Origin of the sequence: Pseudooceanicola sediminis (assembly GCF_003575965.1) — a bacterium.
Taxonomy (GTDB): domain Bacteria; phylum Pseudomonadota; class Alphaproteobacteria; order Rhodobacterales; family Rhodobacteraceae; genus Pseudooceanicola; species Pseudooceanicola sediminis.
In genome coordinates, this window is record NZ_QWJJ01000023.1 from 12,200 (window position 1) to 35,722 (window position 23,523).

The 23,523-nt window shown below is 60.5% G+C and carries 19 protein-coding genes and 1 pseudogene; 13 read left to right on the forward strand and 7 right to left on the reverse strand.

Going from position 1 to position 23,523, the window contains the following annotated elements; all coding sequences use genetic code 11:
* Positions 1 to 4: 4 nt before the first annotated feature.
* Genes DL237_RS19180 through DL237_RS19190 form a run of 3 tightly spaced genes read right to left on the reverse strand, consistent with a single transcriptional unit; the run spans position 5 to position 2,837 of the window.
* Complete coding sequence (locus tag DL237_RS19180) at positions 5 to 997, reverse strand: TRAP transporter substrate-binding protein (protein WP_119400661.1); 993 nt, start codon at positions 995 to 997, stop codon at positions 5 to 7.
* Positions 998 to 1,000: 3 nt separating this feature from the next.
* Positions 1,001 to 1,537: a TRAP transporter small permease gene (locus tag DL237_RS19185; protein ID WP_119400662.1), complete on the reverse strand. Its 537-nt coding sequence runs from the start codon at positions 1,535 to 1,537 to the stop codon at positions 1,001 to 1,003.
* A 13-nt stretch (positions 1,538 to 1,550) separates the two neighbouring features.
* Entirely contained in the window at positions 1,551 to 2,837 is a 1,287-nt protein-coding gene (locus DL237_RS19190) for a TRAP transporter large permease (protein ID WP_119400663.1), read from the reverse strand.
* Between the two features lie 164 nt (positions 2,838 to 3,001).
* Here DL237_RS19190 and DL237_RS19195 point away from each other — a divergent pair, with 164 nt between their 5' ends.
* Genes DL237_RS19195 through DL237_RS19225 form a run of 7 tightly spaced genes read left to right on the forward strand, consistent with a single transcriptional unit; the run spans position 3,002 to position 10,219 of the window.
* Entirely contained in the window at positions 3,002 to 3,769 is a 768-nt protein-coding gene (locus tag DL237_RS19195; RefSeq protein WP_119400682.1) for a TetR/AcrR family transcriptional regulator, read from the forward strand.
* A gap of 12 nt (positions 3,770 to 3,781) precedes the next feature.
* Positions 3,782 to 4,126: a RidA family protein gene (locus DL237_RS19200; protein ID WP_119400664.1), complete on the forward strand. Its 345-nt coding sequence runs from the start codon at positions 3,782 to 3,784 to the stop codon at positions 4,124 to 4,126.
* A gap of 45 nt (positions 4,127 to 4,171) precedes the next feature.
* Positions 4,172 to 5,407 (forward strand): NAD(P)/FAD-dependent oxidoreductase, encoded by a 1,236-nt coding sequence (locus DL237_RS19205; protein WP_119400665.1) that lies wholly within the window; start codon positions 4,172 to 4,174, stop codon positions 5,405 to 5,407.
* A gap of 30 nt (positions 5,408 to 5,437) precedes the next feature.
* On the forward strand, positions 5,438 to 6,721 hold the full coding sequence (locus DL237_RS19210) for an aspartate aminotransferase family protein (RefSeq protein WP_119400666.1): 1,284 nt from the start codon (positions 5,438 to 5,440) through the stop codon (positions 6,719 to 6,721).
* On the forward strand, positions 6,718 to 8,235 hold the full coding sequence (locus DL237_RS19215) for an amidohydrolase family protein (RefSeq protein WP_119400667.1): 1,518 nt from the start codon (positions 6,718 to 6,720) through the stop codon (positions 8,233 to 8,235). Before DL237_RS19210 ends, DL237_RS19215 begins: the two co-directional genes overlap by 4 nt.
* A complete protein-coding gene (locus tag DL237_RS19220; protein ID WP_119400668.1) occupies positions 8,232 to 9,161 on the forward strand; it encodes a CobW family GTP-binding protein in 930 nt (309 codons plus the stop codon). The genes DL237_RS19215 and DL237_RS19220 overlap by 4 nt, the downstream gene beginning before the upstream one ends.
* The gene (locus tag DL237_RS19225) at positions 9,158 to 10,219 is read left to right on the forward strand and encodes a phosphotriesterase family protein (RefSeq protein WP_119400669.1); all 1,062 of its coding nucleotides are present in this window, start codon (positions 9,158 to 9,160) and stop codon (positions 10,217 to 10,219) included. The genes DL237_RS19220 and DL237_RS19225 overlap by 4 nt, the downstream gene beginning before the upstream one ends.
* 1,550 nt (positions 10,220 to 11,769) lie before the next feature.
* On the opposite strand, the gene DL237_RS19235 is transcribed toward DL237_RS19225, so the two are convergent.
* Both DL237_RS19235 and DL237_RS19240 read right to left on the reverse strand, forming a co-directional pair.
* Complete coding sequence (locus tag DL237_RS19235; protein WP_233545075.1) at positions 11,770 to 12,813, reverse strand: sodium:calcium antiporter; 1,044 nt, start codon at positions 12,811 to 12,813, stop codon at positions 11,770 to 11,772.
* A gap of 973 nt (positions 12,814 to 13,786) precedes the next feature.
* Positions 13,787 to 14,818, reverse strand: coding sequence for a LacI family DNA-binding transcriptional regulator (locus DL237_RS19240; RefSeq protein WP_119400672.1), 1,032 nt, complete (start codon positions 14,816 to 14,818; stop codon positions 13,787 to 13,789).
* Positions 14,819 to 14,984: 166 nt separating this feature from the next.
* On the opposite strand from DL237_RS19240, the gene DL237_RS19245 reads away from it, so the two are divergent.
* From DL237_RS19245 to DL237_RS19260, 4 genes are all read left to right on the forward strand, one after another.
* Positions 14,985 to 15,926 (forward strand): dihydrodipicolinate synthase family protein, encoded by a 942-nt coding sequence (locus DL237_RS19245; protein ID WP_199672181.1) that lies wholly within the window; start codon positions 14,985 to 14,987, stop codon positions 15,924 to 15,926.
* A gap of 61 nt (positions 15,927 to 15,987) precedes the next feature.
* Positions 15,988 to 16,989: a TAXI family TRAP transporter solute-binding subunit gene (locus tag DL237_RS19250; RefSeq protein ID WP_119400673.1), complete on the forward strand. Its 1,002-nt coding sequence runs from the start codon at positions 15,988 to 15,990 to the stop codon at positions 16,987 to 16,989.
* Positions 16,990 to 17,054: 65 nt separating this feature from the next.
* Entirely contained in the window at positions 17,055 to 18,950 is a 1,896-nt protein-coding gene (locus tag DL237_RS19255) for a TRAP transporter permease (RefSeq protein ID WP_119400674.1), read from the forward strand.
* 3 nt (positions 18,951 to 18,953) lie between these two features.
* On the forward strand, positions 18,954 to 20,039 hold the full coding sequence (locus tag DL237_RS19260) for a TolB family protein (RefSeq protein ID WP_119400675.1): 1,086 nt from the start codon (positions 18,954 to 18,956) through the stop codon (positions 20,037 to 20,039).
* A 566-nt stretch (positions 20,040 to 20,605) separates the two neighbouring features.
* Here the strand turns inward: DL237_RS19260 and DL237_RS21100 are convergent.
* Positions 20,606 to 20,773, reverse strand: a complete 168-nt coding sequence (locus DL237_RS21100; protein WP_158585694.1) for a hypothetical protein — start codon at positions 20,771 to 20,773, stop codon at positions 20,606 to 20,608.
* 137 nt (positions 20,774 to 20,910) lie between these two features.
* Here DL237_RS21100 and DL237_RS19265 point away from each other — a divergent pair, with 137 nt between their 5' ends.
* Positions 20,911 to 21,186: a hypothetical protein gene (locus DL237_RS19265; protein ID WP_119400676.1), complete on the forward strand. Its 276-nt coding sequence runs from the start codon at positions 20,911 to 20,913 to the stop codon at positions 21,184 to 21,186.
* Positions 21,187 to 22,104: 918 nt separating this feature from the next.
* On the opposite strand, the pseudogene DL237_RS19270 reads toward DL237_RS19265, so the two are convergent.
* Positions 22,105 to 22,323, reverse strand: a pseudogene (locus tag DL237_RS19270) (ATP-binding protein); the annotation flags it as partial.
* A gap of 304 nt (positions 22,324 to 22,627) precedes the next feature.
* On the opposite strand from DL237_RS19270, the gene DL237_RS19275 reads away from it, so the two are divergent.
* Positions 22,628 to 23,515: a tyrosine-type recombinase/integrase gene (locus DL237_RS19275; protein ID WP_119400677.1), complete on the forward strand. Its 888-nt coding sequence runs from the start codon at positions 22,628 to 22,630 to the stop codon at positions 23,513 to 23,515.
* Positions 23,516 to 23,523: the final 8 nt, after the last annotated feature.

The following is a 23,523-nucleotide window of genomic DNA, read 5'->3' on the forward strand; positions in this document are numbered from 1 at the left end:
TCGATCAGTCTGGAGCGTAGTCGCCGACCATATCGCGCAATTCGGTGATGCGGGCAGCGTCGACGTCGGTCAGCAGCTCGCCCATGCCGTCGGTGGCGGACTTGAAGGTCGCGAGCTCTTCTGCGGTGGGTTCATAGACGGCGATCCCAGCCATTTCGAGGTCGGCTTTCGACGTTTCCTGCGTGGCATCGACCCAGGCATAGACATCCTCGAGCGCCGCTTCGGAGGCCGCGTTGACCTGCGCCTTTTCCGCGTCCGACAGCCCGTCCCACCAGGCCGAAGACGCCAGCGCGATACGGGCCGAGATGATCACCCGCGCATCGGTGAAGTTGGAGAAGAGGTCCGCTTGACCAAAGGCCAGCGGTACGACCGATGCGTTGACATAGCCATTTGCGATGCCCGTTTGCAGCGCGTTCGGCACTTCGGAGAAGGGAATGACGACGCCGCTTGCACCCATCATCTTGAACATTTCCAGCTGGTTGGCATCCAGCGCGCGCATCCGCAGACCTTCCATGTCCTTGACTGAGCGGACCTCTTTCTGGTTGTTGAAGATGCCCAGCATGCCACCGGTCGGCACGACGGCCAGAATGTGCATGCCCTCTGCCGCCAGCTTTTCGTTGACCGTATCCAGGTAGTCGCTTTCGTCGAAGAACTTGTGCACGTGCTGCGAGCTGTCAAAGGTATAGGGTAGCTGCATCACCCGCATTTCCGGGACAAACTGGTAGGACATGGCGTAGTTCGACATCGAAACGTCCAGGATGCCCGAACGGACCTGGTCCAGCCGGTCATCCTCACCGCCCAGGGAATCGCGGGGGAAGGTCTCGGTCTCCCATCCCTCAGCCTTGAGGGCGGTGAGCAGGTTGTCGACGTAGCGATAGCTGCCTTGGGTGTCGCGATCCGGGGTTGCGTCCAGCGCCACCGCGATGGATTGCGCCTGAACAGAGGTCGTTAGGGCCAAGGCGAAAAGGCCAGCAGTGCAGAGAACGTGAAGTTTCATGGTCTACTCCGAATGGTTGGTTTCATATTGGTCGGCGAAAGCGATTTCACGGGCCAACACGCGTGGCGACACCAGCGCGCCAAGTCCGGCCAGCCCGTGCAGCAGGATCAGAAGGATGGTGACCGGCAGGGCGGAAGCCATCCAGGCTGTCGAAATCTCAAGCCCTTCGGAGGTGCGGCCAAGCTGGCGCAAAACGAAGGGAAAGCTGTACCAGAGCACCGGCACGAAAAATGCCCAGGAGGCGACGAGGCGCGCCACCACCTGCACCTTCTGTCGCCAGATCACCTTGGCGGGCGGGGTGACCATCGCCGGGTCGGCATGGGCGTGAAATGCGCATGAGGCGCCCAGCAGACCACCCCAGACCATCAGCCAGCGCGCCAGCTCCTCTGTCCAGAAGGGTGGCGAGGCGAAGGCGTAGCGCGCCACCACCTGCAGCATCATCGTCAGCAGCATCCCGAAAAAGCAGAAGGCGGCCAGGCGCAGCGCAAGAAAGTTCAGCGCTGCGGAAAGGGCATAGAGCGCCTCGGAGAGTCGGATCATCGTGGCGTCCTCCCTAATTGATGAAGCCGGCAAGGCGCGGCAGGAACAGGCTGATTTCAGGCACGAAAGTCAGCACCAACAGCACGACCACCTGCATCAACAGGAAGGGTGCAGCAGCCTTGGCGATGCCCCAGTACGGCACCCCCGACACGGTCGAGACCACCAGAAGCGCGGCTCCGAAAGGTGGCGTGACGATGCCGAGCATAAGGTTCACCACCAGCACGACGCCGAGATGGATCGGATCCGCACCCATTGCGATGCCGGCGGGCACGAACAAAGGCACCAGCAACGCCAGTGCGATCGGCACCTCTAGAAACATCCCCGCCACTAGAAAGACGGCATTCAGCAGCAGCAGGTACTTCCAGCCCTCGAACCCGAACCCGATGACCATCTCCGCCAGCAGGGTCGGCAATTTCTCCAGCCCCGCGAGGTAGCCGAAGATCGCCACTGCCGAGAGCAGAATGAAGATCGAACCTGACAGGATCGCTGTACGCTCAAAGCTTTCGACCAGCAGGCGCAGGTTCATGTTGCCATAGATCATGCCCGCGATGATCGAACAGCAGACAGCGAGGCCCGCGGCCTCGGTCGGGGTCATGATGCCGAAGACGATGCCCGACAGAATGATTACCGGAATGACTGTCGCGGGAAGCGCATGGACGAAGCGGCGGAAAACCTCGCGCGCGGGCAGACGTTCGCCTGCAGGGTGATCGTAGCGATGTGCCAGAAAGGCGTTGGTGGCGAACAGGGCCACCGCCATGAACAGTCCCGGCAGTATCCCCGCCACGAACAGCGCCGCGACAGAGGTGTTCATCAATGCGCCGTAGAAGATCATGATGATCGAAGGAGGAATGATCGGCCCGATGACTGAGGACGCCGCCGTGATTGCACCGGCGTAGTTGGCGCTGTAGCCCGCCTTGCGCATCGCGGGCACCAGAGTGTTGGATACGGAGGCGGCATCGGCCATAGCCGAGCCGGAAATTCCCGCGAAGAACACCGAGGTCAGGATGTTTACATGCCCAAGCCCCCCCTTCAGCCGTGCCATCAACCCCATCGACAGATCGACCAGCGCCTTGGTCACCCCGGCGCGGTTCATGATCTCGCCCGCCAGAATGAACAGCGGCATCGACATGATCGAGAACAGGTCGATGTTGGCGATGATGCGTTGCGGCGCGGCGGCCAGAAAGCGCGCGCGATCCGCCGCGACGAACGACAGGATCGAAGCCGCGCCGATCAGATGCGCCAGAACCGCTCCCCCCATGAGAAGGCAGACAGAAAAGATGAGTATCGAAATGGCGGCCATCGCGGCTCTCCGTTGTTCGGCTGAGGGCGTGATCGGATCGCGCCACCTCGGTCGCAGTGCTGTTGATCTTTTAATTGAACGGTGTTCAATAAGATGGCAAAAGGATTCTGCGGCTGGCAAGGAAATTCCCGAGTTTGCCCGAAAATTAATCAGGAGTGGCCATTTTGCCGGAAAATGACGATCCCAAGCCAAGGAGCAAGCTGCGGGGCCGCGCGGCGGCCATCGGCCTGACCAAGGCGCAGGTGATCGCAGCTGCGCTGGCACAGATTGATGAAAAAGGGCTGCAGGCATTTTCGATGCGCGAGCTTGCGCGCTCGCTCGACGTTTCACCGGGTAATATCTACTTTCACCTGGGCGGCGCGAAGGAAGACCTGTTTGCCGAGATTTCCGGGGCGCTTACGGCATCGGTATCTGAGAATATCGACGCTGGTATGCCTTGGCAGGACCGGTTGCGGCAGGTGTTTCTGGCCTATCGCGATACGGTGGGTACCCATCCCAATTTGGCGCCGATGCTGGGTGCCCAGATGAAATCGAACGGCGTGGCCAACCTCGCCTGGGTCGAAACGGTGCTTGGTGCGCTCGGCGACGCCGGATACCACGGGCAGGCGCTGCGTGATGCCTTCAACGCGCTGATCGGCGGGCTCGGCGGTTTCATCACGATGGAATTCGCCCCCGCCCCCAGTGAAAAAGCCCGAGAATGGGAAGAGCTGTTCGCCGCCCGTGTCGCAGCCATCGACCCCGAACTGTACCCCCGCACCCATGCAGTGCTGCCAGAGCTTTCCAACCGCATCTTCGTGCTGCGCTGGCAGAATGGCACGAATGTCTCCTATGCGGGTGGCTACGAATTGCTGCTGAACCTGCTGATCGACGGGCTGGCGGCACATGCGCCGCGCGGGCCCGACACCTCTTCCCCGACCGACACGACCAACTGAAAAGGACATCCCATGACCACGATTGCCAATCTTCCCTTCTCGAAAGTCCGCCGCAGCGGTGGCACCGTCTATCTTTCGGGCGAACTGGGCTTTGACGCCGATGGCAGCCTGCCCGCCGGCATCGAAGCACAGACCCGAAACTGTCTTCAGCGCATCAAGGCGACGTTGCAGGCCGAAGGACTGGATATGGCGAATGTGCTGTCGTGCACCTGCTATCTGACGGACAAGGCCGATTTTGCCGCCTTTAACACAACCTATGCAGAGTTCTTCGCCGATCCCAAGCCGGTGCGCACGACCGTGGAAAGCGGGCTGATGATTGACGCCTGCGTCGAGATCACCGTGATCGCCGAGGCATAAGCCCATCCTATCGGCGCGTGCGCCAAATTTGAGAGGCATTGGCTGATGTCCGAAATCCTCGTTCTGGGCGCTGGAATGGTCGGCGTTTCGACAGCGCTGGCCCTACAGGCGCGCGGCCATGCGGTAACGTTGGCTGATCGCCGCGCTCCAGGTCTTGAAACCAGCTATGGCAACGCCGGGGTCATCCAGGTTGAGGCGGCTGAACCCTATCCGATGCCGCGCGATCCGATGACATTGGCGCGCATGGCCTTGGGGCGCAGCAATGACATCGCCTATTCGCCTGCCGGGCTGCTGCACCAGTCGGGCGCGTTGTGGCGCTATTTCCGCGCCTCGGGGCCGCGCCGGCACAAGGTCGTGTCGCAGATCTACAGCCAGCTGACGGCGCGCGCGACCGCTGATCACCAGCCGCTGATCACCGCCTCGGGCAGCGAGAACCTGATCGCGCGCGACGGTCTGGCGCTGCTGTTTCGCAAAGCGATCGACTTTGACGCCGCGGCCCGCGCGGCCGAGCATCTGCGTGCCGCCTACGGTGTTGCCTCGCGCGCGGTGGACGGCAAAGCGTGGCAGCGCGAAGAACCCGCGCTGCGCCTGACCCCGGCAGGCGCAGTGCATTATACTGGTAGTTGGAGCGCCTCGGACCCCGGAGGACTGACAGCGGCCTATGCGGACCTGTTCGAACGACAGGGCGGGCGCATCCTGCTGGCCGATGCGAAAACGCTGCTGCGCACTGGCAGCGGCTGGCAGATCGACGGCCCCGATGGTCCGATCACGACCAAGGCCGCGGTACTCTGCCTTGGCCCCTGGACCGGCAGTTATCTGCGCCGTTTCGGCCTGCGGGTGCCGATGGTGCTGAAGCGCGGCTACCACGCCCATTACGACGCCCCGCTGCGCCCGCGCCGCCCATTTCTGGACGCCGACAACGGTGTTGTCCTGTCACCGATGACGCGCGGATTGCGGATGGCCAGCGGTGCCGCGCTGGTGCCGATGGACGCTGCTGCCGATCCGCGCCAGCTGCGCCGCGCCGAAGCCGCAGTCGGCACGCTGATCGAACTTGGCCCGCGGCTGGAGGAACCCCAGTGGGTCGGCACACGGCCCTGCCTTCCAAGCATGTTGCCCATGGTCGGCGCAATCCCCGCGCAATCTGGCCTTTGGGTGAATTTTGGTCATGGACATCAAGGTTTTACCCTTGGCCCGACCACCGCGACACTGTTGGCCGATGCCTTTGAGGGCGCGCCCTCAGAACTGCAAAAGGCGCTGTCGCCCGCAGTGCAGATGATCTGACCCCTTTCCGACGGTAACCCGGAGACGCCCATGCCGACCGACCTTGCCTTGACCACCGACACTTCGCTTGATCATGCGCTGCAAGTGGCCATCGCGTGCTACCGCGCCCGCAATCCGGGCAGTGCCGAGATGCTGGAGCGCGCCCGTCAGGTGCTGCCCGGGGGCAATACTCGTAGCTCACTCTGGGCCAATCCATTTCCGCTGTGCATTGCGTCCGGTCAGGGCTGTCACATCCGCGACGTCGACGGGAATGACTATGTCGACATGCTGGGTGAGTTCACCGCCGGAATCTTCGGCCACTCCTCTCCCGTCCTCGCCGAGGCGATCGCGACCGCCCACGCCCGCGGGATCAATCTGTCGTCACATACCCCCTATGAGGTCGAGCTGGCCGAGCGGCTCTGTGCGCGCTTTCCGTCCCTCGAGAGGCTGCGTTTCGCCAATTCCGGGACCGAGGCGAACCTGATGGCGCTGATGGCCGCGCGGCTGGTCACGAAGCGGGACCGGATCGTGGTGTTCCGGGGCGGCTATCACGGTGGGGTGCTGACTTTCGGGGACGGGGTGTCGCCCGTCGATGTGCCGTTCGACTATGCCTGCCTGCCATATAACGACATCGCCGCCGCCGAAGCCGAGTTCGCCCAGAGCGGCGCACGAATCGCGGCGGTACTGGTTGAGCCGATGCAGGGTGCCGGGGGCTGCGTGCCCGGCGATCCCGCGTTTCTGGCAGCGCTGCGCCGGTTGAGCGAGGCGCACGGCGCGATCCTGATCTTTGACGAGGTGCAGACGGCGCGCATGTCGGTTGGCGGCGCACAGGCGCGGCTGGGTATCATCCCGGACATGACAACTCTGGGTAAGATTTTTGGCGGCGGGCTGGCCTTCGGCGCCTTTGGCGGGCGAGCCGAGATCATGGACCGTTTCGATCCCGCGCGCGCCGATGCCCTGCCCCATGCGGGCACCTTCAACAACAACAGCCTGACCATGGCGGCGGGGGTGGCGGCGATTGACCACTACCTCGGGGCGGAGGCGCTGGAGGCGCTGTTTCAGCGCGGCGAAGACCTGCAGCGGCGGTTGACGGCGGTATTTGCCGAAACCGGTTTGCCATTTGCCGTCACCGGTATGGGCGCGATCATGAACCTGCATGCCCGCAGTGGCGAGGGTGCTGCGACAGACCGCAAGTTGCTGTCCCTTCTGCATTTCAGGATGCAGGAACGGGGCTACTATTTTGCCGCGCGTGGTCTGATCGCCCTGTCGTTGCCGGTCGGAGAGAATGAGATCCGCGGTTTTCTGACGGCTATTGAACAGGGGTTGCAGGCATGAAGCCGGCCTTCGATATCGTCATCCGGGGCGGTCGGGTGATGGACCCTGAAACCGGCTTCGACCAGATTGCCGATGTCGCCATTCGCGGCGCAGCGGTGGTTGCCATTGGCCGCGACCTGCCCGAAGGGCGCACCGAACTGGATGCGGTCGGGCGGATCGTCGCACCTGGGTTCGTTGACATCCACGCCCATGGCCAGTCGCTGGCCGCCGACCGGATGCAGGCCTTCGATGGCGTGACAACGGCGCTTGAGCTTGAGGTCGGCGCATTGCCAGTGGCCGAGTGGTACGCCACCCAGACCGAGCGCCCGCGGCTGTTGAACTATGGTACGTCGGCTGGGTGGTTGTTCGCCCGCTGCCAGGTGATCGCCGACATGCCCGCCGATGGCACTGTGCCGTCGATGACGCTGATGGGGCGCGGTGCGGACGACCGGCGCTGGTCGCTGGACGCCGCGACCGAGGCGCAGGCAGAGCAGATTGTGACGCTGCTGAAGGGCGGTCTGAAAGAGGGTGGTATCGGCATCGGCATCCCCAACGGCTATGCGCCCGGCGCGGGTGTGAAGGAGCTGACCCGCGTCTGCGCGCTGGCGGCGGAGGCGGGCAGCCTGACTTTTACCCACATCGCCAATGCGTCGAACGTCGACCCGCACAGCTCGCTCGAAAGCTACGTGCGCATCATCGGGCTGGCCGGGGCGACGGGCGCGCACATGCATGTGTGCCATCTGAACTCGACCTCGATTCTGGATGTGAAAAGCGCCGTCGACGTGCTGCAACGCGCTCAGGCACAGGGTCTGCCGATCACCGTCGAAGCCTATCCCTATGGCACCGGATCTACCGTGGTCAGTGCCGGCTTCTTCACCCAGCCAGATTTCGCCGCCCGCACCGGCTCCGATTATGACCAGATCGAACTGGTACGCAGCGGCGAACGGTTCACAAATGTCGAGGCCCTTCGCGCCGCCAGCGCGCGCGATCCCGGCGATCTGATCCTGTGGCACTTCCTGGATACTGAAAACGAACCGGCACATCGCGGCTTGCTGGACCTGTCGGTTACATATCCAGGCGGCAATATCGCGTCGGACGCCCTGCCCTGGACCATGCCTGATGGCAGCTTTTACGACGGCGCCGACTGGCCGCTGCCCGAGGAGGCGACCTCGCACCCCCGTTCCTCCGGGACGTTCACGCGGTTCCTGCGCGATTACGTGCGCGACCGCGCGCTGATCGGACTGATGGAGGGGCTTGCGAAATGCACCCTGCTGCCCGCCCGCGTGATCGAGGAAACTGCACCGCAGATCCGCCGCAAGGGGCGGCTTCAGGTCGGGTGCGACGCCGACGTGGTGGTCTTCGATTTCGATCGGTTGCAAGACCGCGCGACCTTCCGGCAGATGAACCTTACGGCCGAAGGCATGGTGCATGTGCTGGTCAACGGCGTGCCGGTGATCTGCGACGGCGCGCTCGACACGGATGCCGCACCCGGTGTGGCCATCGTCGGGCGGGGCATCGCAGAGGCACGCGCATGAGCGTGCCCGTCATTCTGGTGACCGGCTTTCTGGGCGCGGGCAAGACCAGTTTTATCAATGCCTTGCTGGAAAGCGGCTTGCGCCGCGTCGCCGCCATCGTCAACGATTTCGGCGCCATCAACATCGACGCGGAAATCCTTGAAGGGCGCAGCGATGCGGTGATCGGCCTGGGAAACGGCTGCATCTGCTGCTCTCTTCAAGGTGATCTGCTGCGCAGCCTGAAACTGGTACTGGCACAGCAGCCCGAGGCCATCGTGATTGAGGCCTCGGGCGTATCGGACCCGCGCGGCATTGTCGAAACGCTCTCCGATCCAGTGCTGTGGAACGATGTGCGGCTGGACGCAATCCTGTGCGTCGTCGACGCCCAGGACTTGGCAGACACCCCCGCGCGCGCCGACGATCCGCTGTGGCAGGCACAGGTCGGCGCAGCGGATTACGTCATCCTGTCCAAGACCGCGCTGGCCGATCCTGCAGGGCTGGCGCGCCTGAACACCCGGATCGCTGCCGGATACCGGCTGAAATCCTTCGACGTCGATCGCGACGGGCTGCCGCTGGCAGTGCTGTTCACCGATGCCATAACGCCGCGTGCCCCGTTGCCGCCGGGCCGGGTGCATAGCGCCGAACGCTTCACCGCACTGGACTGGCAGGCCGAAGGGCGTCTGCCCTTCAACGGTTTCCAGCGCCTGATGGAGGATCTGGCGCCGGTGCTGTGGCGTGCCAAGGGCTTTGTCTCGGTGATCGAGCGTCCGGGACCACCGCTGCTGTTCCAGATGGTCGGTCGGCGCGCCGGGTTTGAAACCGGCACCAGCACCCGCACCGGATGCCGGCTGGTGCTGATCGGTGAAACCGACGGCTTTGACGCGGATGCGGCGCGCGCCCGGCTTGACGCCCTGATCCAGCACCCTGACAAGAAAGATTGCAAATGACCGCCCTGTCCCCCTCTGATCTGAAAGGCAAGGTGCAGACCGTCACCGGGCTGGTCGCGCCGCAAACACTCGGCGCGGCCTTGATGCACGAACATCTGTTCATCGACCTGAACCCGCCGAAGTTTCGCACCACCCCCCTGCCCGATGGAGTTTCGGACGCGCCGATCGACCTGTGCAACTGCTTTCGCGCCCGCTATGGGCAGGGCCATTTCACCGACAACTACCGCATCGACGACTTCGCCGTGGTCCGCCACGAGGTCGAGGAAATGCAGCGCGCCGGGGGCCGCACCCTGGTCGATCTGACGGTCGGCGGCCTTGGCCCGCGCCCGCTACTCCTGCGCCGCATGGCCGAGGAAACCGGCGTGCAGCTGGTCATGGGCTGCGGGCATTATGTCGAGGAATACCAGATGGCCGAAACCGCCGAAATGTCGGTCGATGCCCTGGCTGCGCAGATGACCGCGCAGATACTGGAGGGCGCCTGGGGCACCGATGTGCGCGCCGGGATCATCGGTGAAATCGGCTGCCAGACACCCTGGACCGACCGCGAAAAGCGGGTGATGGAAGGCGCCATCGCGGCGCAAAAGGCTACCGGCGCGGCGCTGAACGTCCACCCAGGTCGCGAACCGCATCAGCCGCAAGAGGTGGTGGATTTTGTCACAGCGCGCGGCGGTGCCCCGGAACGCCTGATCCTCAGCCATATCGACCGGACCATCTTTGACGACGACACGCTGTTCCGGCTGGCCGACACTGGCTGCATGATCGAATATGACCTGTTCGGCTGGGAGGACAGCTATTATTGGCCCAACCCCGATATCGACCTGCCCAATGATGCGATGCGGGTGCGCTGGCTGCGCAAACTGGCAGAGCGTGGGCATCTTGACCAGATCCTGATCAGCCATGATGTCTGCACCAAGGGGCGGCTGGAGCAGTTTGGCGGCCACGGTTTTCAGCACATCTTTGCCAACGTGGTGCCGCTGCTGCTGCGCCGGGGTTTCACTCAAGGGATGGTCGACCGGATCTTGATCGACAACCCCGCGCGGCTGCTGACCTTCGTCTGACAGCTGGGATCCTGAGGTGTTGGGCCGAAGCGGCAGGCTTGGGAAACTGCAAATTCCGGCTCAGATCCCATTGGCATAAGCATCTCTACAACGAAGCAATCGTCTCAAAATCATCCGTGTGGGCTTTGCCATTCGATAGCGAAACTGGCTCAGGGTCCATTGATGATGATCGCGCTGCGTGTTTCACGACTCCTGAAATAGCATTGTGTCTTTTCCAAATCCTCCGGTCCGAGCGACGCGCAGATGGCGCCCCTCACGCCCTATTTCCAAAGTCCGATGCCGAATCTCACCTCGACGACAGGCCCATTCTGAGTCGGACTAAATTGATCAAATGCAAAGACTTACGCTAGCAGGGCGTTTCAGCGAAATATGGGTCGCAAACTATGCCAGATGGCCTGTGAGAATGGTGCAGATCTATGGTCTTCCCGATTACGGACAGATTTGCGAAAGTGCTGAGATTGCCTTTTGAGCACATTTTCACCCGACGAGGGAGCCTTGGTGGGCCGCGGCCGATATTCCGCCGCCCAGCCCCGAGGCGAGCACTAAACGTTGTAAAGCTCGCCCCGCCTGTCAATGCCTGCCAAGGCCGCTGCCCCGGTTTAGAATTCGGGGGGGGGACGCACTCGGCCTTCGCGCTTCGCAATAGCCTTTTGATCTCGATGTTGCCCATCCAGCGGCCCCCCTTCCATCGAAACCTTCAGCGGGGCGCCGAACAGGATCTGATTGAAGCGCAGGCTGATGAAAGGGCTGACCCGGCCCGTATTGAAGATCGCGGGCCGAGCATGCAACTTTAGAGCCTCTTCCAGCACGACAATGCAGCGCTCCGTATCCAAGGGGGCAATAGCTGCCAGGCCCGAATATGGCGCGTCATCCTCTCCATGGCGACTGCGCTAGAACGGTGGGTCGTCCAGATTCATCAAAGCCAGTTTCAGCGGAGCCTCGATCCTGCACACGCCCTACCGCACCGGCCGGCTCATGCTGTCCGGCGCGCACTGCTAAACGGTCTACAGCGCAGAAAGCATCGGCTCGATCATCTCTCGTGATCTGGAATCGCTCACCGACCGGAGTCGGTCGCTAGAAATTCCTGTTCGACGAAAAATTGCACGAGTTCGACGGTAGGTTGCCCTATCTTGACGCGCAGCTTTTCTATCTGGCCTGCCTTCCCACTCGTCTTGGCCTCGCCCTTGTCCGAAAAGATCCCGGAGAGGTCTTCGATCGACTTTCGCTACCAAATGTTGATCAGAGTTTCATGCATCCCATCCAAGCATTGCCACCAGTTCAGCGAACGTCATCTCGCCACGAATGGCCCCAGCCTGGGGGCTAAACTCTCCGGACACTGTTCGGCGTGAATGCCCAATATCAATAAAACCAATGAGCTATCGAAGGCCAAGCTCGAAATGGCGAGCCTTGCGGCGGGGGGCTTTGAATTCATCCTTTCCCTATTGATGCAAATTACTGAACGAAACTTGCTCACAAAAACATTTGGCAAACAAAGAAGCACTTTTACCTGAGACTCCCCGCCCACCTCAGGATCTAACTTAAGATGTGCGCTAACCAGATCCGCTCGTTGCTTGCAGGGCGACCGCTCCGCCATACACCACAAGGATCATTGCACTTTCAAAGCCGATACGACCGGGCCCTGCCCGCTGTCGCAAAACAAGCCCGGCGAGAAGTATGCCCGTCATCAAGATTGAGGTCGCCGTCCAGAAGTAATCGCCCGTGCTGGCCGCATGATATAATGATCCGTCCCGATAGGCGACATCCGCGGCTGAGAGGAAAAGCGTATCAAAGGTGTTGCCCCCGATGATACCGCCAACTGCCAGTTGGAGTGCCCCTCTGCGGACCGCAGCCAAAGTTGTCACGAGCTCCGGCAGCGACGTCACAACCGCTGTGGCCAATGCTCCGACAAGGGTTTCCGGCAGTTCCAGGCGGCCGGTCACCTCTGCAGCGGTTTTGGCAATAACCCAACCCGCAAGGCCCATCACCACCATCAGAAAGCCAAATTCCATGAACAGGCGCAACGTGCTCTTCTGTCCGGTTTCGGCGTCTTCCTGATCTGGCGTGTCGGTCCTGCTGTCACGCGTCGAAACAGGGCGCCACATCGGATTTTCGCGTAAGCTGCGTGTCGAGACAAGCGCCGCCACATAGACGACCGGGATTACAAACGAGACAGGATGAATCGCAAGAACTGTGAACTCTTTCATATTGATGGCCAACAGGGGAAGCGTCAGCAGAATGATCAGAACGATGGATTGAAAGACATTCGCCAGCTCGGCCGCGGCGTGTTCCAGGTTGGCCTTGCGATATGTGATGTCGGCGATGGCCAGAAAGGCGGTCTGAGCGGCGATGCCGCCGATGCTGTTGGAATACGCCAGAGAGGCAAGCCCGTCATGTGCGGATGTGATCGATACAATTGTGCCGCTTAGCGAGGTCGCCGCCCCCAGCAGAACCGCCCCCGCTATCGCTTCGCCAAGTCCGGTTCGGTCAGCCAGCTTGTCGGCGAGGTCGGTCATCCTCAGTCCACTGAACAGGACCATGATCGCCGCGACCAGAAACGCAGCCAGCAATCCGAATATCGACCATTGATCAAGCACAGAAGAGAGCCTTTCGCAAAGTATCATAGGTGGACGCAACGCCTCGATTGCACGACCACACACGACAAGGGGAGGGCAAACGCCTTATGAATCAAGAACTCGGCAGGCTAAAATAATGAAGGCGCCAGCGAAACAACAGACGAAGCACATGATCAGCCATCAGAGACCCTTGGATAATTCTACGCCTCTGTCTTGACCTCTCACCCTGGCTGAAATGTCAGTGCTACCCTGTGAAGCCAGCATTGATCCGCGATGAAAATGCGGCAATTGCGGCCGCATGAGTTTAATCCCCAAGCGGACCACTCCCCGCCTGACACTGCGCCTGATGCATGCAGATGACTAGCCGGATTATCATCGCCCCATGTCTTCAGACCAAGGGGTCTACATCGAGGGGCGTTCACCGCGTCTGTGTGTTGAGGGATGTTTTGTGCTGATCACGCGCGATGAAGCCTCGTTGGGTGTGGCGCCGTTATCATCGAGGCCAGAGGCGACGGCGATTCCGTCGGGCAAGTCGTCATCATCCAAGTGCCACTAAACACGGAATGGGAACTCGGCCGGTTTCTTTATCCTGAGGTGGAGGGGAAAGGTTTCGAAGATGAAGCGGCGGCGGCCCTCGCCGCTTGCCGCAACACGTAGCGCAATTTGAAACGCTGGCGTGCTAGGTCCATGCTGCCAATACAAGACCCGCCCCTTTGGCCGAAAAGCTTCGCGCGAAATTGGGTGCGACCGCTCAGCTACGAGCTTTAGCCGCCCCCGTTTACCTACACTTCTACAGAAGATTAGCCACCTAAGGCTTTGCCTGCGTCGCGGCGGTGGCGGACGAAGCCGTCGCACCGAACCGGCCAGAGCCGTCGCATCCGAGAGCCGGCAGAAGGATTTGTGATCCAAAATTATCCTAGTAGGTTTCGACGGCGCGCCCACGACGACAAAACTACCGTTCTTTTAGCTTCAGCCTGAACAAGTGTCGAAATGATCAGTGAGATCGAGGCGCCGCCGTAGATTTTCTTGGGATAAGGCTCGGCGTCGCGATGCGAACCTCGCTCGAGCCTTCGGATGCATTGTTCAATAGCTGAAGCGCCATTTCAGCGATATGGTCAAACGGCACCTTAACAGTCGTGAGGGGTACCGGCAGGCGTGACACGATCGGAATATCATTGTAGCCGACGAGCGAAATGTCATGTGGAACTGAAAATCCAAAGCTCGCGATAGCGGACAGAGCACCGATTGCAGTGTTATCATTGACCGCAAAGATTGCCGTTGGTCTATCTTTCAACTTAAGCAATGTCTCTGCCGCAAGTTCGCCAGACTCGATGCTGAAAGTCGACGGCACGATTAAATCTGACGACAACGAAACACTGGCCTCTTCTAGCGCCTTGCAATACCCCTCGAGCCGACCGCGCGCGCTCGTCGCGTAGTCCGGGCCAGTGATCAAGCCTATACGACGGTGTCCAAGATCAAGAAGATGGCGCGTGGCGAGGTAGCCGCCAAGTGGGTCATCCCCGATAGCAGCCAAACTCTGGCCGTTCTGGCGCAGTGCAAGAACGAAAGGAATATGGCGTGCGCGCAATTCATCCGTGAAATGGTCGTCGATACGCGCCGTCGAAAGAATCAATCCATCGACCCCCCGTCGGATCAGCGCCTCTGCTGCGGCACGGCCGGCGTCCGGGTGGTCGTCTGTCGTGGCAACGATGGCGAACTGACCATTTCGACCGGCCGCTTTTGCTAAAGATTCATAAAGCATTGCCATCACCGTATCGGTCAGGCGCGGTACGATCACGCCAATCTGCCCGGTTGATCCGCGCCGCAGGTTCGCGGCCGACAGGTCGCGCACATAACCCAGCTTTTCCGCTACCTCCCGCACATGTCGAGCAGATGGGTTATCTGCCGTCGGCAAACGTTCATCGAGTATTCGTGACACCGTTGATTTCGAGAACCCGGAAGCTTTTGCCACGTCCAGCAAGGTCACCCTGCCCTTTGGTTTGTGATGATTTTGGTCGCCGTCCATTTGGCCGTCCTTGCTGGTGCATCGTGCTCTGACGCTAAACTAACACTTGACAGCTATCTGGTGCAATGTATTTCTGGGAACGTTCCCGCAATCGTTCCCGTATCATCGAAAGATGTTGTGGATGACGCGGCACAGTCAGACACACCAGCCGGAGGAGTTTCCGAAAATGACCCCCATGGACATGCGCGGCCTGAGCCCCGCACCCGTTACAGCGTTCAAGAAAGACGGATCGCTGGACATCGAATCCAACGTGCGGATCGCAAAATGGCTTGCCAGTTTTGAAGATGTGAAGTCGCTGGTCATTCTTGGCCATGCAGGCGAAGGCACATTCCTGACCACCGACGAACGCCTGGAGTTGATCCGCGCCTATAAGGATTCCGTGGATATTCCGATCATCGCCGGTATTACCGGTGAAGGCACCAAGGTTGCCGCGGAAGAGGCGAAGCGGTCACTTGACGCCGGTGCAACAGGTGCGCTCGTCTATCCGAACCATGGGTGGCTGCGCTTTGGCTTCCAGAAAGGTGCGCCGCAGGATCGCTACAAGGCGATCTACGAAGAGGGTGGCCTTCAGACCATTCTGTTCCAATATCCCGATGCAACCAAGGCCTCCTACGATCTCGACACTCAGCTTGAAATCGCGGCGCAGCCTGGATGCGTTGCGACCAAGAACGGAGTGCGCAACATGAAGCGCTGGTATGTCGAGATCCCCGAGCTAAAGAAAGCGCAGCCCGATCTGCAGATCCTGTCCTGCCACGACGAATGGCTGCTGCCGACAATGTTCGACGTCGACGGTCTGCTGGTCGGTTACGGCAACATCGCACCGGAACTGCTGATCGAACTGATCAAGGCAGGTAAGGCACAGGATTATCCGACCGCCCGCAAAGTCTTTGAACAGCTTCTTCCGGTGACCCGTGCGGTCTATCACCGCGGATCGCACATGGAAGGGACTGTCGCGCTCAAGATCGGCCTTCGCTACCGTGGGCTTCTGGACAACGCCACGATCCGCGAGCCGCTCAAGAATTTAGGCGCGCAGGCCGAGCGCGAAATCGAAGCAGCTTTCGATGCAGCCGGGATCGGCCGGGTCGATATGGCGATGGCCGCAGAATAGGTAGCAAGCTGGCTTGCCCCCTGGGGAGAGGGAGCAAGCCAATTCACCAGGGAGGACAAACATGTTTGAATTTACCAGCCAGCGCATTCGTCAGATGATGGCAGCAGCTGTTGTCACGGCCATTTCGGCAACAGCCCTCAGCGCGCAGGACATCCGAATTGGCGCCATGCGCGAAGGATCGTCCTGGTACATCTTTGCTGCGACACTCGAGCAGATGATCGAACCGATCTTGGGCGACAATTCGGTCGAGATCATCGCACGTGGCGGCGGTGTGGCCAATCCGATGGTCGTTCAGACCGGCAAAGCCGAAATTGCGCTGTCGAACGTCGCCTCCGCCGTCTGGGCCGCTAATGGCGACGATGTCTACCAAGGGATGAAAGCTCCGGACATTCGCGCCCTCGTTGGCGGGCTGAACGATGTCTACGTCGGCGTGATGGCGACGAAAGCCTTCGTTGAAAAGCAAGGCACGACGGACTTGGCCGAAATCGTGGCATCCGGCGCGCCGATCCGCGTCCTGATAAAGCCCGTCGGATCGTCCGCCGTGCCCGTCGCATACATGATCATGGAAGGCCTCGGCACCTCGCCCGAACAGATCAAGGCAAATGGCGGCGACATCATCCAAGTCGACACCGGCCAGATTGCCGACCAGATGCGCAATGGCAATGCCGATATCTATATCGACACGATGATCAAAGGGCACCCGGCGATCACCGAGGTCGCCCTGACGAGCGACGTGACTTTTCTGGACATCCCGCAGCCCGCGATGGACGTCCTCGAGGCGCATGGCCTGCGACCCGGCAGTTATGGCCCCGACTGGTACAAAGGGCAAACGAGCGCCACGACCGGCGCAAATCTGGGCACGGTGCTGATCGCGAACGCGTCACTGGACGAACAGACCGCCTATCTGATCACCAAGACGATCATCGAAAATGCGGATGCTTTGAAAGCCTCTCATGGGGCGTGGGCTTCGTTCGATCCTGCCCAAGCCATGCTGCCCGCGAACGTCGGTATCGAACTCCATCCCGGTGCCCTGCGCTACTACGAGGAAGCCGGCCTGATGTAAGACGCGTAGCGTCGCAGGGCCCCTGCGGCGCACCCATTCCAGACCCAGCATGAGAGGAGGAAATCATGCGTGATCTGCTTCAACACGGCGCCATCCGGAACATTGCCTTTGTGGTTGGTCTGGGAATGGTCGCCTTTCAGATTTGGCTACTCTTCGAACCGCAACAGCCGCTTTTCGAACGTCCCATCCACTTGGCTTTCGCGCTCGTCCTTCTGTTCCTGTATAAACCGCTGACCACGGAGGCCCTGCCGCAATGGGCAAGGTTTTGCGTGGATGCCACGCTGATCTGCGCTTCCGTCGCGGTGTTGTGCTATTACCTGACCGGGTTCGAGCGTCTGACCACGCGGATGGAAAACGTCTCTCCGATCTTCTCGATGGACATCTTTTTCGGGGCGCTATTCGTGTTCCTGCTGCTTGAAGGATCGCGCCGGGCGGTTGGCTGGATACTGGTCTGGGTCCTTCTGGCCTTTATCGCCTACGCCTTTTGGGGGAATTCGCTGCCAGGATGGCTCAATTTTCGCGGGTTCGGAGTTGAGGCGGCGACCGAAATCATGACCATGACCACCGCCGGTGTACTGGGGATCACGACGTCGACCTCTGTGGCCTTCGTTTTCTACTTCGTCCTGTTCGGGGCGTTCTACGGCGCAGTCGGCGGTGGTCAGCTGTTTATTGACCTCGCCATCCGCGCAGCAGGTCGCGCAACGGGCGGCACGGCCAAGGCCGCCATTATCGGATCGTCGCTGATGGGCTCGATTTCCGGCTCCGCTGTGGCAAACGTCGTATCGACTGGCGTGTTCACCATTCCGCTGATGAAACGCACCGGCGTTCCCGCTCACCGCGCCGCAGGCATCGAGGCCATTTCTTCGACCGGGGGGCAATTGATGCCGCCGGTCATGGGCGTGGCGGCCTTCATCATGGCAGAGCTTCTGGGCATCCCCTACACGCAGGTGGCGCTGGCCGGCCTTATCCCCGCAATCGCCTTCTATCTCGCGCTGGTTCTTGTCGTCGACCTGAGTGCACGGCGCGACGGCGTGCGCGCGCTGACGATGGCCGAGCTCGCTGAAATCCCGGCTATCTTGCCAAGGCTTCATCTTATCCTGCCGCCGCTGGTCCTGATTGCACTTCTGATCAGTGGTTATTCCGCAGCCTATTCCGCCGTCGTGGCTTCGCTCGCTTGCCTTGTCGCGCCGTTTCTGCGCCGCTCGACCCGGATCGGCGTGTCCGAGCTGACCGAAGCTCTGCGCGAAGCACCGCGCCAGGCCGCCGAAGTGGCCGTCCCGATCGCCGCCATCGGCATCGTTATCGCAGTGGCCGTTCAGTCCAACCTTGCGCTCAAATTTGCGGGCTCTTTGTTGTCTCTTTCCGAAGGGTCGGTCTACGCATCGCTCATGCTGGCCATGTTGGGCTGCATCATCATGGGCATGGGCCTGCCGACAGTCGCAGCCTACATCATCGGTGCTGTCCTGTTCGTGCCTGCAATCCAGGACCTTGGAATCGACCCACTCGCAGCGCATTTCTTCATCTTTTACTATTGCGTCCTGTCGATGGTGACGCCACCAGTCGCACTTGCATCCTTCGCCGCGGCAGCCGTCGGGCAGGCCTCTGCGGTCAAGACAAGCCTGTCCGCATTCGGTCTCAGCCTCGTCGCTTTCTTCGTACCCTTTGCTTTCGTGTTTGATCCAGGGGTTCTGGGACAGGGCAGCATGGCGCAAATCGCGTTCAGCGCTTTGTCATTGCTGGTGTCGACCGCGCTCTGGGCCGTTGCGTTTGGCGGCTGGGCCGGACGACCGCTCGGATGGGCCACGCGCCTGCCGATTGGCCTTGCGGGTCTCGTGTCTGTCATCGCCCCGACCGGGACAACCCTTTGGCTGGTCGGCCTGCTTGCCGGATGGATCCTCGTCGTCGGCATCGCTGCCCTGTCGCGCCGTCGTGGTGATCCCGTCGCTAACCCTGCAGAGTAAAACATGCCTCATATCCTTCACCCTTCGGAATCCCGGACATTCACTGATGACCGGGGGCTCACGGTCCGCCAGATCACTGCGCACCCGTCGCTGCACCATCATCCCTTTTTCTTCGTGGATGCCTGGGACACTGAGATGGAGCACTTGGTGCTGACCTCGCATCGGACCGGGACCCCTCAGATATTCATCGAACGTGAACCCGGAAACGATCTTGTGCAATTGACGCAAGAGCCGGCGCTGGCCGAGTGGTCCGTCATCCCCTCCCGAGACGGCCGCTGGATCTACTTTGTCGCGGGCCAAGACGGCAAGCGCGTCTCGACCCGCGACGGACAGGTTGAAACGCTGGTTCATTTCGAAAGCGATGAGATGCGCGAGCCTGGCATGGTCGGTGCCGCCATGGGGACAACGGCGCTGTCGCAGTGCGGGCGGTGGTGGGCCATTCCCGTGAAGTCAGGCGCGATCAGCAGGTTCTGGCTGATCGACACTGAACGGCAAAAGACCGAAGTGTTCCTTGAGGCGCCGACAATCGGGCACCCGCAGTTTTGCCCGGATGACAGTGATCTGATTCTTTTTGCAGGGCCGATGACCGACCGGGTCTGGGTGACGGATCGCTCTGGCAACAGCCGACGGATATTTGAGCGTCGTCACCCGATGCAATGGATCACGCACGAGGTCTGGCGCCCCGGTCACCGCAGCGTGCTGTTCGTCGACTGGCCGAACGGTATGGGCGAAATTGACGTCGCAACCGGAAACGTGCGTGGTGTGACGGACTTTCCTGTCTGGCACGGTGCGCCCGATCCGTCGGGGTCACGGCTTGTTTGCGATACGAACTTTCCCGATCTGGGGCTACATCTCTTGACGCTGGATCAGGATTATCCACCGCGGCCCCTGCACAGGCCCGAGGCCTCGTCAGAAGGGGCGCACTGGGCGCACCCGTTTCCATACAACGACGGCCCAGTAGAGGTTTATGCCCCCCAGCATACCCATCCCCATCCGCGATTTTCGCCCGACGGCAGGCGAATTGTCTTTACCTCGGATCGCAGTGGCTGGGCGCAGGTATACGAACTCGAACTACCGGAAAATTTTTGAAAATCGTCTCGGCACTGCCCGGCTCGCACCTCTCCTCGGATTGTCGAAGGCATTAGGAATACTCCGTTCGAAAACGGTGAAACATATTCTTATCCCTGCATGTCATCAGATGCTCCACTGGATCGCACCCCGTCGACGTCTCACTCAGCCTCTTGGGCCCGGAACTAATGTTTTTAATGGCTTGTCGTCCAATCGCAGCCACTTGCACGGCATCAGAAAAATGGTGTTTTATGCGTGTCGTTGGCCTCGGCCAATCCGTGGTGCCCATGATGGCTAAATGTCAAAGTTGGTGACGCTTCACTACGGCATGACCTGATCCAAACAAGGTCAGTTCCGAGCCGAGCGTTGGCGGACAGGCTCGCCAAGGGGCACCTCGCCGCACCGCCACAAGGCCGGTTGCAGCCCAAACTGCCAACTTTTCGCCCGCTGCGAAAATCTCACAAAAGATGCTGCCGTGGACCGTCACCCACGATGGTCTGCGAAACCGGCTCCATCGGCAAAACGATGGTCTTGCCTAAAGGGCAAAGCGTGCGGATCCCTGTCGCAGTCCGCACGGGAGGGCGGGACTAGTTCACCGCTTCGACGGCCAACGCTATCACCTCTGCCACCTCATCAGGGTTCGTCATCGGCAGCATGTGGCCGTTCTTGATCTCGATGCCTGTCGAGCCGGCGTGCTCTGCCATACGGCGCTGCAACGGTTGCGAGATGAGAAGGCTCTCGTTCGCGACCGCCATCCAGCTTGGTTTATCCTTCCATGCCGCAGCAACAACTTTGTGCGCAAGATTCCCGGCCTTGGCCCCATGCCTGGGATCTTTTCCACGAACAGTGCGTCTTCTTCTGAAAGACCATTGCATGCCAAGGACAGGAACACGTGGTCGTTGACCATGAGAAAGCCATCGTCGGTGATCGTCAGCTTGTCCACCGCGAAATCGCTGTTCGCCGAAGCCAGAAGGTCGCCGCCGCTTTCCCCGATATCAGGCAGGAAGGCTGTGACGTAGACGAGGCCTTTGACGGCCGGGTCAATACCGGCTTCGGCAATGACCACGCGGGCATAGAAATGTCCCACGAGCAGCCCGACCCGCCCTGCACGTCCAGGCTTCTCTGGACTGCCGCGATATCATCCTCGACGGACGTCATTGGCAGCTGAGTGAGAGCAACCTTGAGACCTTGCGCAGGCAGTCGGTCGTACCCCATCATTTTACCTGAACCCAATACGGGTCTTGGCATCTAGACATAATAGGTTTTCTTCGCCTCACTTTGCTGCCGGTGGAACTGTTTTACCATGCAAAGGGAAACACGGCAGGATCGAGCCCGAAGCAGATTGTGAGACACCTTGGTTCATCCAACTCACGTCATGAACTTCAGTATCGCCCCCTAACCTATTATAGATTAATATTTTTTTCGAATTCGGCGCGTACTGAAACAGCTGTTATCATACCGGCTACCGTGATTGCGCACCGCCTTTCAGATCCCCGGGTGTCTGTCCAGGTGTGCCAATCTCGCGGATCGCCTTGCGCCGGCGATAGGCGGGAGGGGCGCGATGTAGGAACGGGCTCTTGCCGTGGTACTGGTGCTAAAGCGCGGCGGTTCAACGTTACGACGTCGGGGGCAGTGACAGCGAGATTCAGGCAGTGACCGGTCGCGAAACGCTCAAGATGGTCCAGAAGTACCGCGCGAAAGGCCGTCAAAGGTCGGCCTCGGAGGTAGCTTGGCAGCGTCGGGAACGAAAAAACCTCGGAACATGCATGCGCGAAACTTTGCAAAACGTCCCGAGAGGAGACGCCGCAAAGACATTCAATGCCTCACGTAAGCGTCTGAAATATTTCAAAATGGTGCGGGTGAAGGGACTCGAACCCCATTGATCCATAATGATATTTATCATTTTTTCGTAAAATTCTGGGGATTATTGCTATAGCTGCTATCGTGATGATCTGGTGAGTTAGGCTGTTGGATGTCACCCAGAAATGACCCGCCTTGTCACCGAGAACTGATCCGACCGTTTGTTGTGTTTGCTGGTTCAGGACGTGGTCAATAGCGCTGTTTCCTTCCGTTTCTTTTTCGCTGCCTAGGAGCCGACTTTGAAGCAGTAGCTGTCGGTTCCGGCCTCGAGGATGTGGCAGCGGTGAGGCAGGCGATCAAGGAGTGCAGTCGTCATCTTTGCATCATCGAAGACGCTGACCCACTCGCTGAAGCTCAGGTTTGTCGTGATGACCACTCTTGTGCGTTCATATAGCTTACTGAGAAGGTGAAACAGCAGCGCACCGCCTGAGGTGCTGAACGGCAGGCATGATCGCTGCTGCCGTTGATGCTGCAGGGGGCTCGAACGGCAGAGATGCGCAGGAAGTTGATTTTGCAAACCCGGACCTTGGAACGGGTTGATCGTATTTCGCGCTGCGCCGCATCGGAAAATTGCAGACGTTCGCCACAGGCGCATCACCCAAGTACAGCCGACCGTCCGGAGGGACTAAGCCGCTCCGCGGCATAGGCGCCCGTGGCTGGCGTTGGTTCGTCATTTCACCGTTTTTCTATGTGGCCGGGCTTTCTGGGCTGACGATTGGGTTCTTCCCACCGTCAGACAGGAGGTTCCCATGGAGGAGAAGAACACCACGCCGCTGCGCCAGCGGATGATCGAGGACATGAACATCCGCGGGTTGTGCGAGAAGACCCAGAAGGCGCACATCCGGAATGTGAAGCATTTCGCATCATTTCTGGGGCGGCCGCCAGACACCGCCACGCCGGAGGATCTGCGGTCATATCAACTCAGGATGACCCAAGAGGGCGTGACCGCCAGCACCTTCAACGTGCGCATCATCTCGCTGCGGTTCTTCTTCGGGATCACATGTGGACGCGACGAGATGAAGCGCTTCATGCAGTTCCACCGCAACCCCCGGAAGTTGCCAATAGTTCTGAGCGTCGAGGAAGTGGCCGATCTGATGGCCGCGGTGCCGGGCCCGGGGCTCAAGTATCGCGCAGCGCTCGGGATCAGCTACGGAGCCGGGCTGCGCGCATCCGAGGTCTGCAACCTGAAGGTCAAGGATATCGACAGCGACCGGATGCTGATCCATGTCTATGACGGCAAGGGCGGGCGTGATCGCAAGGCCATGCTCTCGCCCAGCCTGCTGGATCTGTTGCGGGACTATTGGCGCGAGTCCCGTCCTGAGGGCTGGTTGTTCCCGGGCAAGCCCAAGGTCAACCCGCTGTCGCCGCGTCAGTTGAACCGGGCGTTCACCTCGGCCAAGCATATGGCGGGCATCAAGAAGGCCGCGACACTGCATACTTTGCGGCACAGCTTCGCCACGCATCTGCTGGAGGCCAATACCGACGTGCGGGTGATCCAGGTTCTGCTCGGGCATGCCAAGCTAACGACGACGGCACGCTACACCCATGTGGCGACGAAGACGATCCGCGGCACGGTCAGCCCATTTGAGCAGATGAAGCTGCTTCAGGACGAGACCCTGCGACGAGGGTTGGAATAGCACCCGGG